At 32.1% G+C, this 16230-nt stretch carries 8 protein-coding genes; 1 reads left to right on the top strand and 7 read right to left on the bottom strand.

Annotation, left to right across the window (positions count from 1 at the left end; all coding sequences use genetic code 11):
* Window positions 1-2 precede the first annotated feature (2 nt).
* From Q0J35_RS07650 to Q0J35_RS07630, 5 genes are all read right to left on the bottom strand, one after another.
* The gene (locus tag Q0J35_RS07650; protein ID WP_297195119.1) at window positions 3-1691 is read right to left on the bottom strand and encodes a sulfatase-like hydrolase/transferase; all 1689 of its coding nucleotides are present in this window, start codon (window positions 1689-1691) and stop codon (window positions 3-5) included.
* Between the two features lie 366 nt (window positions 1692-2057).
* Window positions 2058-4697 (bottom strand): flagellar hook protein FlgE, encoded by a 2640-nt coding sequence (gene flgE, locus Q0J35_RS07645; RefSeq protein WP_297195117.1) that lies wholly within the window; start codon window positions 4695-4697, stop codon window positions 2058-2060.
* Between the two features lie 170 nt (window positions 4698-4867).
* Entirely contained in the window at window positions 4868-5362 is a 495-nt protein-coding gene (locus tag Q0J35_RS07640) for a PAS domain-containing protein (RefSeq protein ID WP_297195115.1), read from the bottom strand.
* Between the two features lie 8 nt (window positions 5363-5370).
* Window positions 5371-6735 (bottom strand): methyl-accepting chemotaxis protein, encoded by a 1365-nt coding sequence (locus Q0J35_RS07635; RefSeq protein WP_297195144.1) that lies wholly within the window; start codon window positions 6733-6735, stop codon window positions 5371-5373.
* Between the two features lie 56 nt (window positions 6736-6791).
* Window positions 6792-7280: a PAS domain-containing protein gene (locus Q0J35_RS07630; protein WP_297195113.1), complete on the bottom strand. Its 489-nt coding sequence runs from the start codon at window positions 7278-7280 to the stop codon at window positions 6792-6794.
* A gap of 162 nt (window positions 7281-7442) precedes the next feature.
* Here Q0J35_RS07630 and Q0J35_RS07625 point away from each other — a divergent pair, with 162 nt between their 5' ends.
* The gene (locus Q0J35_RS07625; protein ID WP_297195111.1) at window positions 7443-8612 is read left to right on the top strand and encodes a putative transporter; all 1170 of its coding nucleotides are present in this window, start codon (window positions 7443-7445) and stop codon (window positions 8610-8612) included.
* 1 nt (window position 8613) lies between these two features.
* On the opposite strand, the gene pbpC is transcribed toward Q0J35_RS07625, so the two are convergent.
* Together pbpC and Q0J35_RS07615 are read right to left on the bottom strand one after the other, a co-directional pair.
* Complete coding sequence (pbpC, locus tag Q0J35_RS07620) at window positions 8614-10851, bottom strand: penicillin-binding protein 1C (RefSeq protein WP_297195109.1); 2238 nt, start codon at window positions 10849-10851, stop codon at window positions 8614-8616.
* A complete protein-coding gene (locus tag Q0J35_RS07615) occupies window positions 10841-16186 on the bottom strand; it encodes an MG2 domain-containing protein (RefSeq protein WP_297195107.1) in 5346 nt (1781 codons plus the stop codon). Before Q0J35_RS07615 ends, pbpC begins: the two co-directional genes overlap by 11 nt.
* Between the last annotated feature and the right edge of the window lie 44 nt (window positions 16187-16230).

The following is a 16230-nucleotide window of genomic DNA, read 5'->3' as shown; positions in this document are numbered from 1 at the left end:
TTTCAATGCCTAAGTTCTTTATCATAATCAATATACTTATCGCCAACTAGTCTTTTTCTTTGCCTTAAAAAGCTATCATCATCGCTAAATATGCTTCTTTCTTGCTCAAAACCCTCAAATTTTACGCCACTTAAATCTATCAAAGTATGCATTAAATCATCTATCATATAAGGCACTGATTTATCAGCATTTTTAATACGCAAATAAAGATCTTTATGCTTTTGCTTAAAAGTATCGCTTACATAGACTACAAAAGGAATTTCTAGCATAAATTTAGATATTTGATTTGGTATATGTCCGAAAAACTCGCCCTTATCGCAAACTTCTTCTGCGTGATCGCTTATATATATGAGAATTGTATCTTCATTTTCAAAGTATTTTATGATTTCATCAAGAATAAAATCTGTATAAAGTATGGAGTTTAGATACTGTGATTTCACAGTCTTACAATGCCCCCCCCCGTTTATAGAATTTGCAGAAAATACATCAAATTCTTTTGGGTATCTTTTGTAATATGTAGCGTGAGAGCCTAAAAGATGAAAGGCGTAAAAAGAAGCCTTATCCTTTTTAAGTTTTGTTAAATTTTTTAAGATAACTTCATCAAGGCTTACATTATCAAATTTATCAGTTTTATTTAAAAAGATAGGATTTAAGGCTCTACTTAATATACTTGTTATTGATACCGAGAAAAAGCCGTAACTTTCTTGATTTGAAAGAATGTAGGTATCATAAGATATGATATTAAAAAAATCCATCACATTAAAGCTTTTATGCCATTCTTGTTTATTGTCTTGATTTGCAAAGGTAAGCACTTGAGATAAGGATTTATGAGTTGTTACATAAGATGAGATTACATCTTTAAAGACAAAGGTATTTTCGGGCTCTTTGCTTAGCCTTTGGCTAAGTTTTGGAGTGCTATTTAAGTCATAGCCATAAATTTGCATATAATTTCTTTGTGCTGATTCACCTATAACTAAAACTATATTTTTTATCTTTTTTTCATCATTTACAGCATTTATCTTGCTTGAAAAATCCTTAGCGATCTCATCAAAATTAGCACCCAAGCCCTGTGCTTCTTTTAAGGAAGCTAAACTAATTAAGGCTTGATCATAAGAAGCATAAGCATTATAAAGCAAATCGCTCCACCTTTCATCAACGGGACGAAGTCTAAAAACATGTATAAGTATTATAGAAAAAAGAAAGAAAACAAAAAGCGAATTTACTATCTTTTTATTTGGTTTAAAGCTCTTAAGTTTCACAAAGATAAAGATAAAAAGACAAATAAGGGCTAAGTAAATAAAAATAAGCTCAAAACTCATATAATTATGCAAAAACTCAACACTTTCTCTGCGACTAGAATCAATGGCTACACTAAGCAAATAAGAGCTTAAATTTGATTTGAAATTATAAATCAAAAATATATCCACAACAAAAAGGGCAAAGGTAAGCAAGGTAAGAATGGCTAAAAGTGTATTTTGCAAAATTTTTAATCTTAAATGATAAATCAAAAACAAAAGCATAGAGCAAGTAAGTATGAAAAATACTTCCCTGTATAAAAAAGAATAAAACCAATACAAATCAAAATGCTTTGCATAGCTAAAAAACATAGAAAAGCTTACGCAAATTCCATTCATAATAAAAAGCAAGACAAAAGTTCTTAAAAACCTTACATCAGTAAATAAAAAAGACATTGTAAATCCCCAAAATAAAATGAGAAATTATATCAAAATTTTGCATTAACTAAGCTTTTTTAGCCCTTGCACAGATAAGTTAGGTTAGGGTTAATTAAAAAGGAGCATCGATCCGATGCAAGAGCTAAAAAAACACAAAAAAATTGCAACCCGCCCAAAAAGAGCGAGTTCGCAATAGATTGAAGGTCAAGTCCTCTGGCATACAAAACTACCGCGATAGACTTGTATTGCAAGAGAAAAGGTGCAAACCCTAAACCTAGAGTTTGCATTTCGTCAAAAGCTTCTAAAGCCCTATTTTATAAAAGCAAAAAAGGTTCCAAAAGCTCAAAAAAGCTCGAAATTTTCTTAAAAATTTCGAGCTTAAAATTACTGCTTCAACTGAAGTAAGGTGTTAAGCATTTGATCGCTTGTGCTTATGGTTTTTGAATTCGCTTGATAGCCTCTTTGTATGACTATTAAGTTTGTTAAAGAAAGCGACAAGTCAGCGTTTGACATCTCTACACTAGCTGAACGCATATTTCCACGACCGCCTGTGCCTGATACTCCGACTGTTATTTCTCCACTGTTTGCAGTCTTTTTATACATATTTCCGCCTATATCTTCAAGCCCTGCATCATTTACGACAGTTCCCATAGCTATCTTACCGACAACCATTGAAAGAGCATTACTAAAAGAAGCTATTATGTTTCCTTGTTGATCTATCCTTGTGTTGTCCATACCCTTTAAAAGAGTTCCTGCTATATATCCATCTGTGTAGTTACCTGTTACTGCTGAAGTTTGATCATTACTTACAAGTCCATTATAACCGCCTGAAGCACCTAAATTTAGTCTGATTTGTTGATTTGGTGCAGAACCGTTATTTGCACTGAAATTTATCGTTCTTGGATCATAAGATATTAAGGATCCATCACTTCCAAATCTTATACTTCCCACTATGATATTATCAGGTCCAACTCCAGTAGTATTTATGGTAGCTGGCTCTTCAACTCTTATTACCATTTGCCATTCATTACCACCGTCTACAGTGGTGCTTATCTTAGTCCATTCAACGTGAATTTGATGGCTTGAACCAAGAGAGTCAATAACAGTTAAATTTGTGCCTAAATTAGCTAGTTTAGCTTCTTCACTGTATTTATTATTTGAACCAACAGTCATAGAGCCAGACCAACCCTCAAAAAGTCCTGCTAAAGCGTCATTTGTAGAGATTAAATTTGCTTCATCTAAAAAAGCACTTATGTTTATGCTCATGCTTATAGGAGGAAGATCAGTTACAGCAGGAGCGACACCGCCGTTAGATATAACACCCGCAGGTATATCACTTACTGAATCAGGATTTGAAAGGACAAAAGATCCATTTTCATCAACTGTTACTGTTACGCTTTGATTTACATCTGCTATTGAAAAGCCGTTTTGAGTCCCATTTATACCGGATCCGTCATAATCCACACCATATCTTGCATCTCTTTGCAAAAGCTCTCTTAAGTCTTCAGTAGTCCTAAAAACTCTTGCTTGATTATTTAAAAGCCCACCTTGTAAAGCTTGTCTGTAAGCTTCCTCGGCTGGATCATCTAAAACTTGTGTTCCATCACCTAAGACACCACCTGAAGTTCCAGCAAAGGCTATGCCAGAGTCTGGGTTATACATCTCAGTAAGAGCTGGAGCTGAAGAGCTGTAAGTGTATTTATGAGCTGTGATTACTTGCACTGTTCTTGTTAAACCAGTACCTGCTGCTCCTTCATTTCCTGCTATCCAGTTTGAGTTTGTTGTTCCTCCAGCAACATTACCGTTAGTTATGTTTACAACATTAAAAGTTTGGCCTGCTGCGTCCCACTCTATTCTGTGTCTTTCACCAGCAGAATTGGCTTCATTTACTGTTAGTCTGATATTTTTCATATTATCAGTTTCACCCTCATTGTTTGTGTTTATGAAGTCTATACCTGAACCATCTTGTTTAGCAACTGCTCTTACGCCTGTGCCTTCTCTTGTATCTGTAGGGCTTGTAAAGGTATTTATAAACTGAACTGCTTGATCAAGACTTGTGATTTGATCGTTTCTTATACGAACTCCGTTTATAGTGATATCAAGAGTTACAGGTTGCCCCGGAATATTTCCCCAGTAGAGAGCACCAAGTTGATTTTGTTGATTATTTATATCAAATACTGGAGCAGCAGCTGCACCAAAAGTATCCCCTGTAGAATAAGTCGCATCAGCAAAGCTTACCCAAAAGCCTTGTCCCTCTCTTATATTTAAACTATCATATGTCTTATCTCCATTATTTACAAAGATACCAGCCATATCAACGCCTTTTTCAGTTAATTCTAGGGCGTTATCTGAAGTTGTGTAGAATTGATTTGTAGCATTATTGTTTTCATTTGCTTCCACGCCTGTTTTAGCATTAAAACCATGAACTGAATCAAGACTGTATATAGAACGTACTTCATTAGCACTTAAGCCTTGATAACCACTATTTAAAGTTCCATTTAACCAAAGCTCTGAACTAGGATTTGCCGGTATAGTCATATCTTGATCCCATTGCAAATTTGTAGCTGGTAAAGAAGTATCTACCTCTCCTGTTCTTGGATTCATATTCCAGCCTTGAACTACATAGCCATTTGTTGTAACGAAATTTCCAGCCGCATCGACATTAAAAGAACCGTCTCTTGTAAGATACTGAGTCCTACCTCCGTTATTTGAAACCAAAAAATACCCAGCTCCCTCTATAGCCACATCATAATTTCTATCTGTTCCTGATATAGAGCCTTGAGAATGCACACGCATAGTAGAATTTGCACTAACACCTAATCCAACCTGCATAGCATTTTGACCACCGAGATTACCAACGGGTCCAGTAGCTATAGCCATAGTTTGAGAAAATGAAGTGTTGTAATTAACACGAGAATACTTAAAACCATAGGTATTAACATTTGCTATGTTATTACCTTCAACATCCATACCTGTTTGATGAACTCTAAGACCAGAGACACCAGACCAAAGTGATTTCATCATAGTAAATCCTTTATGAAATATTGCATTTTTATTTGAGAAAGTAAAAGCAAGAAGTGTTCCAATTTTTAGAAAAAATTTAGTGAATTTAAGAAAAGCTGTTTAAAAAAAGAAAAAACTGTTTTTAGCTAAAAGAAGTTTTGCTTTCAAGCTAGGACTTGAAAGCGTTTTTTTTACATTGATTGCAGAGAAAAAATGAGTTCGTTATAAGTTTTGCCTTGACCTTTACAATACTCATCAAGCATTTCACAGGCTTTATTTACGCCCTCTTTTTGTTCGAGTTCTAAAAGCTTGGCATAAAGCTCTTTTATGATAGCCAAAGCTTTTTCATTTGGTCTCCTACGCACAGAATAATACCCGATAACATTACCATTTGCGTCTTTTGACGGAGTAACATTTGCAAAAACCCAGTAAAAATCGCCATTTTTGGCTAAATTTTTAACAAAGGCAAAAATTTCATCGCCATTTTTCATATATTCCCATAAATACTTAAAAACAGTCTTTGGCATATCTTTATGGCGGACTATGTTATGCGGTTTGTTAAGCACATCTTTTATATGATCGTATCCTGCGTATTTTAAAAAATCGTGATTTGCGTAACTTATATCGCCTTTTAAATTTGTTTTTGATGTTATTAAAGTATCGTCTCTTAGTTTTATTTCTTGCATTTTTGTCCTTATTTTAATTTAGTAAGCATTTTATGAGATATATCCTCCAAATTTTCAACACTTTGGATAATCTCATCGTGTGTTTTTTTATCTATATACTGCCTTGAAAGCTCTAAAGCCTTTTGTGCGCTTTCTTGTATAGCCTTAGAATTTAGCTCTAACTCATCTTTTGAGATAAAGTTAAAAACAACCTTGCTAAGATTTTCATCTTCCATTATCTTAGAAAGAGAGTTTGCAGAAAACTGCTTTTCATCGCCGGAATTTAGGCTTAGATATATATCTGATTTATAAAGTATATGATCTATTTTCACAACGGATAATATCAGCCTTTTTGCAAGCTCTTCAAAGGAATTTGAAAGAGATATTGAGCTTGTAGAAAAGATTTCAAAGGTCTTGCTTAAATTTTCTATCTTATCTTCTGAATCGCTTGCTATATTAAACACCTGTTCGCTACCATTTTGTATGGTATTAATCTCTTGAAGTATGGTATTCATAGCTACTGAAATTTCAGCCGTTGCTTTTTCAACCCTTTCTGCTAAAACTCTAACTTCATCGGCAACCACCGCAAAACCGCGTCCATGCTCTCCCGCTCTTGCTGCTTCGATAGCTGCATTTAGTGCGAGTAAATTTGTCTGATCTGCTATATCCTTTATAGATGATACTATAGAGCTTATGCTTTGAGAATTTTGCACGAAAACAGAAACTGCGTCCTTGCTAGAATTTGCAACCGAAGCTAAAGAAACAAGCACATCTTTAAGCGAGGCTACATCTTTAGCACTTTTGTCTGTATCCTTAGAAATTTCTTTAACAACAGTATAAACATTTTTCATAGTGTTTATATCAGAATTTAAAGATGATGAAATACGCGATAAGTCTTTGTTTTGATTGCCTAAGCTTAAATTCATAAGCGTTCTTGAAAGTGCATTTTTAAATATATCTTTTGAAGTTTTTTCTATATTTTCTAAAGCTTTGTTTATAAATTTTATATTGTTAGCAAAAATACCTTTTAGTCCTTGAGGCAAAGCTTTGCGGTAAAATTCCCCAGTTTGAGAACAGTTTATAGAGGTGTTTATCTCCCTTAAATAAGCTTCTAACTCATCTAAGGTATTGTTGATATTATCTGAAATATCAGCTAATTCTTTACCCGGTTCATTAGTATATATAATCCTGCCGTCAAAATTTCCTTCTTTAAGCTCTTTTGATAAAAGATGAATTTTTTTCAAAATATCCCTTTGTGCTTTCTGTTTATAAATAAGATATAAGGCTAAGATTAAAAGCAAAACAAAACAAACGCTTGAAACATAAAATGGTAAGAAGAAAGAGGCTATAAAGCCCAAAATAGCAATAAGTATAATAAAATTCAAAACGTAAATTCCCCCCCCCCCATTTCAAAGATTTAAAGTATAACATAAAATGATAAATATTTTTACTATTGTTCTTGTAAATGCATCATTAATTGATTGTAAGACATATTATATGAATTTACAACTTCTAAAAGTTTATTTACTCCGGATTCTAAGCCATTTTTCTCTTCTTTTAATAAAATAGAATAAAGATCTTCTACAGTGGATATGGCTTTGCTATTTGGTTTTCTTCTAACTGAATAATAATTTATAATTTCATTTTTATCATTAAAAGACGGAGTAACATTTGCAAAAACCCAGTAAAAATCGCCATTTTTGGCTAAATTTTTAACAAAGGCAAAAATTTCTTTTCCTTCTTGTATGTAATCCCAAAGGCATTTAAAGACAGTTTTTGGCATATCTTTATGGCGGACTATATTGTGATTCTTATATAAGCATTCTTTTAAAGAATAACCCGAATACCTAGCAAAATCATCATTTGCGTAAGTTATAAAACCTTTTAAATCTGTCTTTGATGTAATCAGAGCATCATCTTTTAATACAATCTCTTTCATAGTCCTTTCCTTATATAGATATATTTTAGCAAAAATATTAGAAAATAAGGTATTTTTTGCTGTGTTTTATTGATTTTTATTTTAAAAGTAACAATTAAAATTTATGATATTTAATATCGTTTAGCTTTATCTGCTAGAATTATGTGTTTTTTGGAGTTTTATATGTTTAAATCTTTTTATCTAAATAAAAAATTTGCCATTTATGCTTATGGTGTATTAGCTGTTTTAATACTTTTTATATACACTCAAATAGCCTTAACGGTTGCCTTAAATGAATGGTATAGAGATTTTTATGATATTTTACAAGCTCCTAAGGCTGAAATTTCAAAAGAAGAATTTTTACAAAACGTAAAGGACGCAAACAACTCAGCCCTTGCACAAAAAGAATTTAATGAAGCAAATTTCATAAATAAAGCCTCTGTTTATATATATCAAAACTCACTAGAATTTTTCACCGGAAGTAGAAATGTCAAAGGGCATAGTGCTTATGGAATGATAAGCTTTTATCATCTTGTTATGGTTTTTTTAAGTATAGCTTTGCCGTATGTTTTGATATACGCTTTAAGTGTGTATATAGCGAGTTTATACGCACTTAAATGGCGTGAGGCTATGACTTTTGAGTATATTAAATTTTGGAAAGAAAAAGATGACAATATAGAAGGAAGTTCGCAAAGAATCCAAGAAGACTGCTACCGTTTTTCAAAGCTTGTGGAGGATTTGGGTATTAAAATTTTTAAAGCCTTTATGACCTTACTAGCTTTTTTGCCTATACTTTATACGCTTAGCGACCCTATATCAAAAGCCTTGTTTAATAGCATTAGCGATGAGAATGTATTTAGCTTTTTAAAGCACATAGACGGCTTTTTAGTTTATCTTGCTCTTTTTGTATCGCTTGGAGGTTTGCTTATATCGTGGTTTGTGGGTATAAAGCTGCCCGGACTTGAATACAACAACCAAAAAGCAGAGGCTGCCTTTAGAAAAGAACTAGTCTATGCTGAAGATAATAGGTCAAAATACGCTTCTGATAAAAGCATACTTGAGCTTTTCACAGGGATAACGACAAATTACAAAAGGCTATTTTTGCATTATGGGTATTTTAATATCTGGCTGATAATGTTTGAACAAAGCCTTGTTATACTGCCCTTTTTGATAGTAGCTCCGTCTTTGTTTAGCGGTGTAGTAGGACTTGGGATAGTTATGCAAATGAATTCAGCCTTTGATAATGTAAGAACTTCTTTTAGCGTTTTTATACTTAATTGGACTATGATAACAGAGCTAAGAAGTGTATATAAAAGACTTAAGGAATTTGAAAAAAATGTAGGCTACAAATAGTCTATCTTTTTATGCTAAAGCTTACCTCATCGCTATCTCCGCTTTCATTGATAACAAAAAGCGTGTAAGCACCTGCATTTAAATCAAGCTCTAATTCCTTGCTCTTACCGCTATATATAAGCTTTTCGTTAAGATAATAAAAAAGATTCTCATCATTTGAGCTTGCAAGTCTAATCACAAAACTCTTTTTCCCGTCTAAATTTCTAGATAATATAAGATTTAAAGCATTTTGAGGATATAAAATTTTTAACTTTTTACTTTGGGGCATAAAAATTTTTTCCTTTTGAAAAAAAGTTTGAGCATTTGCTGGTAAATCTAAGATAAATTTTGCCTTTGCGTCCTTGAAATTTGTATCTAAAGAATCAACGATTTTTCCTTCATACTCATAAATTTTTTTTAAAAATGGAGAAGTCCTTAAAACCTTTGCTGAAGCGGGATATAAATCGTAAGTGTAGTCTATATTAAAACCATTATAAGAATCATCAAACCTGTATCTAGTAAGGCTATCTAGCTTTATGTTTATTAAATCATCACTAGCTTTAAAATCCAAATTTACATCATCAAGTAAAGATAAAAGCTCAAAAAACAAATCTCCAGCTATGCTTACGCCGTATAAATTTGCATTTGCTTCGCCTGTGAAATTACCAACCCAAACTCCAAGAGTGTATTTTGGTGTAGTTCCTATAGCTAAGGCATCTTTTCTACCGTAGCTAGTGCCTGTTTTCCAAGATACAATCTTATCTATTTTATTATAATTTTCAAGCCCTACTCTTTGTAAAGATTTTAAAGCATCTAAACTAAGATATGCTGAAGCTTTAGAAAAAATTTGCCTTCTTTCTGGCATAGGCTCATCTTCTATATATGAAATTTCGCCTAAAAGCCCATAGTTTCCTAGTGCCAAATAAAGCTTACTAAGCTCTTCTAAGCTAAATTCTTTTGTGCCTAAAATGAAAGAAAGCCCATATCTTTCATAATCCTCGTCTTCATAAGCTAAAAAGTCTTTCATTTTATAAAAAAATTTTTCATAACCATAATCTCTTAATAAAGATACAAAAGGCACATTTAAAGATCTTTGCAAACTTTCCTTTGCCGAAATAAGCCCGTAGTATTTTTTATTTGCATTTTGAGGAAAAAAATTTGAAAAAAACGTCGGCACATCAAGCAACAAAGAATTTGGAGCTATCAAACCTTCATCTATGGCTAAAGCGTATAAAAATGGCTTTAAGGTAGAACCAGCACTTCTTTTTGCTAGTACGCCATTTATCTGCCCTAAATTTTCATCGTAAAAATCCTGCGAACCAATATAAACTAAGGCTTTATATCGTTTTGTATCAAGCAATAAAATAGCTAGATTTTGAATGCCAAGTTTTTGCAAATAACTTGAATACTGCTTAGCCTTTTTTTCAAATTTAATCTGCAAATTTTTATCTATGCTTGAAACAAGCTCTTTTTTAGAATCGTTTAATAAATGTTGCGCAAGATGAGGGGCTAAATTTCTTCTAGGATAAAATTTAGGCAAGGGCTCTAAAAGAGAAAGCTTATAAATATCATCGCTAATATGTCCTTTTTGAAACAATTTTTCAAGCAAGGCATTTCTTTTTTTCAAAAGCTTATCTTTGTTTTTTTCTAAATTTATAAGAGATGGATTGTTTGGCAAGACAGCTAAAACTGCAGCCTCGCTCCAAGATAAATCCTTAGGATTTTTATCAAAATAAAACCTAATAGCAGAGGCAAATCCTACTAAATTTCCTCCATACGGTGCATTGTTTAGATAAAGATTTAAAATTTCATCTTTAGATAAAGAGCTTTCAAGAGCAAAAGCCTTAATAATCTCATTTATTTTGTTAAAATATGTCCTTTCATTTTTTTCATTTAATTTTATGAGCTGCATAGAAATAGTGCTAGCACCGCTTCTTTTTTCTCTTGTAAGATTATCTTTTAAGGCTCTTAAAAATGCTAAAAAATCAACTCCAAAATGTGAGTAAAAATTTTTATCCTCGTAGTTGATGACAGCTATTTTTAAGCGTTCAGAAATATCATCACTTCTTAAGTGCCACTGTTCATCTTTGTTTATAAAGGCAGAAAGTATGTTTTTATTTTTATCATATAAAACTCTACTATATCTTTGCTCGAAACTACTTAGAAATTCATTCTTATCGAAAGCAAAAAACACAAATAACGCATAAAAAAGCCCTAAAGCAAATACGCACAAAAGAGCTTTTATGAGCTTATCTTTCATTTACTATTATGCTTTGTGCCTCGCCTAAGGCTTGAAAATTATTATCATACATAGCCTCTACATAAGCTCCTGGCATAGTAAATTTGCCCGGACTTACAGCATTTAGTTTTATGTAAAGAGAATATGGTTGATTTGCCCTATATATATTAAAAAACCACATAATCTTATCATCTCTAATATCCACAAAGTCTAGGAAATTGGTATTTTGCGGATTGCTTGATTTGATTTTTGAGGTGTTTTTTGCTAAAAGCTCATTTGCTACTTCAAAACCGCTTGGTAAAAGCTGGACTAAGGCTACATTTGAAAGACTAGAGCTAACATTAGAATTCATAGATACAGTAAGCTTTAAAAATATAGTGTCAGAGCTTGTGAATTCGTTTGTTGAGAGTAGATTGCCAAATTCATCGTAAAATTCTCTTTTCACTTCTAAATTATTTTTATAAGGCTTTGCTATCTCTTTTTTAACGCCCTCTACACTAAAATCCACAAACATAGGATTATTAGTATCTACACTTGCCTTACCTTTTTCAAATTCAAAACTTAACTCATCGCTAGAATCAAGCCTTATATTTTGCTCATTTATCTTTAGCAATGCGTCCATATTTGCGTTTTTAGCCTCTTTGCTTAAATCATAAGCCTTAGCAAGTGCGAAAAGAGCGTAACCCGCACTTTGAGTTGAAAGATAATTGTTTGAATTTAGGCTATCGCTTAATGCTTTTACTAAATTTTCGTTATTTTTGCCATAAATTTGCCTGTAAGCTTCTGCTATCATAGCATTTTGTCTTGTTGTTGAACCAAAACTGTATCTGTTAAAAATATCGTCTGAATCTTTATTTACAGATATACTTGAGGCAATTTTTAAGGCTATATCATCAATACCTGCTAATTTATAAGCCGCTGCTAATAACCACTGGGATTCTGTGCTTAAGTCTTTTCTTTTTTCGTAAAGCATATTCATAGCACTGATATTTGGCTCTTTTGCTAAGGCTAAAAGATACAAAGAATAAGCCTGTAAATTTATGTGGTATAAGGCATTGTTGTCTAAATTGCTAGTGTTAGAGCTTACAAAATTCTTTTGATAAGAAATCCACCTTTTTAGCATATTTTCATTTACATTGTAACCAGCATCTTTTGCTAAAAGCAAAAACATACCAGCATAAGCACTTCCAAAAAGATGAGAAGACTTGCCACCCTGCCAGTAAGCAAAGCCTCCGTCAGCCGTTTGAAATTTAGTATATCTTTCAAGGGCTGCATTTATATTGTTTATAGCTTTTTGTTTAGGTGCTTTTTTAGAAAATCTATCTATATAAAGTTGCGGTAAAACAGCAGAAGTAGTTTGTTCTATACAACCGTAAGGATAAGATAATAAATACTTTAATCTAGACTCTAAATTTATAATAGGACTAGATGAAAGCTTTATAGTAGCCTTTACATCGCTTCTAACAAAAGAATCATCTATGATAAAATCCATTTTTTCACCGGCTTTTAATGCATAGCTTTTTCTTTCGTATGTATAGGCATTTAGAGGTTTTATGTCTATTTCTATGCTATTTTTGTATGTGTAAGAACCAGATCTTAATTCAAATTCTATCTCGTCTTTGCCTACCAAATCATCTTTTACCTTTGCATTAAAAACTACATCTTTATTTTGAGCATTGTCAAAATCAACCTTTATGCTAGATCTTTCAAAATCTATTAGCTTATTTTTAGACCTTAGGCTTAAACTAGCGTTTTTAACACCGTCTTCTGTCTTAAAAATTTGACTTAATAACTTAAATTCATCGCCCATTCTAAGCACTCTTGGAACTGTTTCTAGTAAAACAACAGGGGCTGATACTTTTACATTTTTGCTAACACTTCCAAAAGAATCCTTTGCTGAAGCAACTACCATAACTCTAACCTCGCCCATATAAGAAGGCATTTTAAACTTGAGTTTAGCGTAGCCATTTTTATCGCTTTTAGCAGGTGCGTTAAATAGCACTACAGGTTTAAAACGTTGTGCTTCATCATCTTTGTTTTTATCAACTCTTAGTTCTTTATCTCCGCCTGTGCTAAAAACTGCACTGACCTTTTCATCTAGCTTTGATATTATCTTATCGTAAGTGTCAAAAACTTTGAGTTTAAAGCCCGTTTTAGCATAAAAATATCCCCAAATATCTGGGCTTTTAAAATCTGTAAGTGAAAGTAAGCCTTCATCTACAATAGCTACTGTGTATGCGTATTCTTTTTTTTGCTTACTTGAAATTTCAATTTCAAAATCAGTATTTGGCAGTATTTTTTCTGGAGTTTTCAAACTCAAATCAAGCTTTGTGCTAGAATCATTTACCATTATAGGAATAACACCAAAGAGTTTTAAAGCTTTATCGTTTTCTAAAGAATTATAATTTTGTATCAAATTTACACTCACATATACATTTGGTGCATAAGTCTTATCAAGCTTTAACTCAAAACTAGTGCTTTTATCTTTGGTATCTAGAACAAAATTTTGCAATATATCCCTATCATTGCTAACAGTAATCAAAGCTTTAGCGTCCTTAACGCTTTCAAACTCGATAAGTGCTGTATCATTGACCGAATACTCTTTTTTATCACTTTTCATCTGCAATGAAGAAACAATATCTGCCTTACTTGGCTCACCAAAAGAGCTAACATAAAAGCTTTGCATAGCCCTGACGTTAGGCTTTTCCTCATCATAAACTAATATATACATATTACCGTAGTTAGCACCGGTATCAAAGCTTATATTAACAGGATTTTTACCGCTTTTTACATAACCCTCATCAACCAAGGTAGAGCTAGAATCTCTTTTTGATGAACGCAGAAAAGATTCAAAATTATCATAATCCCACCACCAAGAATAATCTACCTTATAAATCTTGTAAAGTAATTTTCTATCAGCTATTAAGTTTTCATCAAGTCCAGAAACTATAGCTTGAAAATCTAGCTTTGTGCCAGATTTTACGTAAGAATTTTTTAGCTTTTTAAGTCCAACAAAAAAATTAGTCTTGATTATATCAACATCATCAGCCACAGCAACCGTGCTTTGACCACCGCTTTCAAATACTTCAGCACTTAAAGAAGCTTTAAAATTTGTCCCTAATGCATTTTTAATGTATGTAGGCAAAGAAAAAGAAGAATTAGCAAAGCCATTTTCATTTAAATTTGAAGTATGATTATCAAGGTATGAATAAAGCAAGATGCTTTTATCGGAAAATATATAATCTTTATACTTGGAATTAGTAAAATTATTAACAGAAAATCTAACGGATGTTTTAAATTTCAAATTAGTGCTTGGGGCTCCAAAAAGATAGGTGGAATTTAAATCATAGTTTAAGTTATCATCTTGCATATAGATATTTGAGAAATTAACTTTTAGTCTATTTGGTGCGACGGTATGAACTAAAATATCTTTATAAAATTCGCTAGAACCTATCTTAAACTGTGCCTTATAAATGCCTGTTGGGGCATTTGAGTCAAGTTTTATTTCGTGATAAAACATATAATCTGAACTAGGATTTATCTTAACATCGTCTAAAATTTTAACAGACTTAGAATCGCTTAAACTAAGGATTATAGGGTGTTTTAAATGCTCGTTTTCATTTAAGGCAACGACTGTTAAGTGTATGTTATCTCCGGGTCTATAAACACCTCTATCAGTATAAATAAATGCTTTTAAAGAGCCTGGATTTTGTATGCCGGCAACATCAAAGCCGTCTAAATTCACAGGATCGCTTAATCTTAACACGCTCGCTTCTTTTTCATTAGAAGCTATGACAAGAAGTGCTTTGTCTGTATTTGTGCTAACGACAACATCTCCATTGCTATCAGTGTTTGCTTGTGCTAGGATTTGATTTTGCTTATCTACAACGGATATTTTTACATTTGCAAGAGCGTCTTTACTCGTATAATCTCTAACATTTATATAAATTTTATCATTTATAGCTTGTGCTATGATAGCCATATTTGAAAAGATTATATTTTTACTAATTTTGCTATTTTCTAAAAATCTGTATTTTTTATAATCTTCATCAAATTCGTATTCTATAGAATCTTCATCGCTTTCTAAACTAACCGCAAAAACACCGCTTAAATCCTTTAAACCGTCAAGTTTTATTTCATTTAAAACCCACTCATTTTTCTTAAAATCTATATCAAATTCTTTTTCTAAGATTTTTGAACTTACATATTCAAAATTATTATCTGCGTATTCATCATAATGTGTATTTAAAACAGAATCAGAAGAGGTATCTATGCCCTTTTCAAAATTTTTATATCTTAAATATTCGCTTAAATTATTTGTATAAATTTGATGCACGGTTAGTTTTACCTTGCGTATGTTTCTACTTTTAAAGGCTATCTTTCTATCTGCACTTGATGGCAAGAATACTCCACTATTTGCAAAGGACAAACCCGGCTCTAAATCGCTAAAAGATATGCTTTGTTCTAGTTTTTTAGATGTTTTTAAACCGTCTTTTGAGCTTAAGCCTTGCATTATAGAAACGGTGTATTTTAAAGTTCTGTCAAAATTTGCACTAAGCCTTAATTGATTGCCTACTGCTACCGCTCTAAAATCTATTGCTGGACTTATACTTACAAAATCTTTAAGATTTTGTTTCTCATCTAATGTAGCTGAGAAATCTATACTTATAAGCCTTTCACTAGTGCTTGAGTTTATGATTTGCAAATCTGTTTTATTATAAGGTGTAGTATAAGTTAATGTTTCATCTTTATCAGAGCCTAGATGTTTTGAAAGGAATTTTACTTCAACTGTTCTAGCCTCGTCTGTAAGTTCTATTTCTTGGCTAATTAGCTTTATCCTCTCTTTTGTGCCTATTTTTTTGATTATTTTAAATACCTTGCCGTCTAAATACAAAGAAATACCATTTACATAGTCAAAGTCTAAATTTGAACTTTTGCTTAAGGTTATGCTAAAGGCTACAAAACCTTTTTTATCTGTTGGTATGAAATCTGTATTAAGTATCTTGTATGATAGTTTTGGTGTTTTGAAATTAAGTTGTATATCTTTTTTTGCTATATTAAGCTTCATATTTATTTGTGAATTTGGCTTAAATTCATTGCTTATAAAAACAGTATTGCCTTCGTATCTAGCTTCAACTTCTTTGCTATCACCATTTATTTTTACATCTAAAAAATTTTTTCTATCTTCATCGCTTAAAATTTTATCTTCAAATTCTATAAATACATCTTTATTATAGCCAAGCTCTCCACTAGTTTTAGCTCTAAGCCCATTTTCTAAAGAAGTAGGATCAGAAGAACAAGATAATGTAAATAATACAAAAAATGATACCAACAAAAATCTAGCAAACAAAAGCATACAAACCCTTTTAAAAGAATATTTCTGCAATTATAGAAAAAAAA

This window comes from uncultured Campylobacter sp., assembly GCF_944323605.1.
Classification (GTDB): domain Bacteria; phylum Campylobacterota; class Campylobacteria; order Campylobacterales; family Campylobacteraceae; genus Campylobacter_D.
The sequence above is the reverse complement of the archived record's forward strand: the minus strand, read 5'-3'. Positions and strand labels throughout refer to the sequence as shown.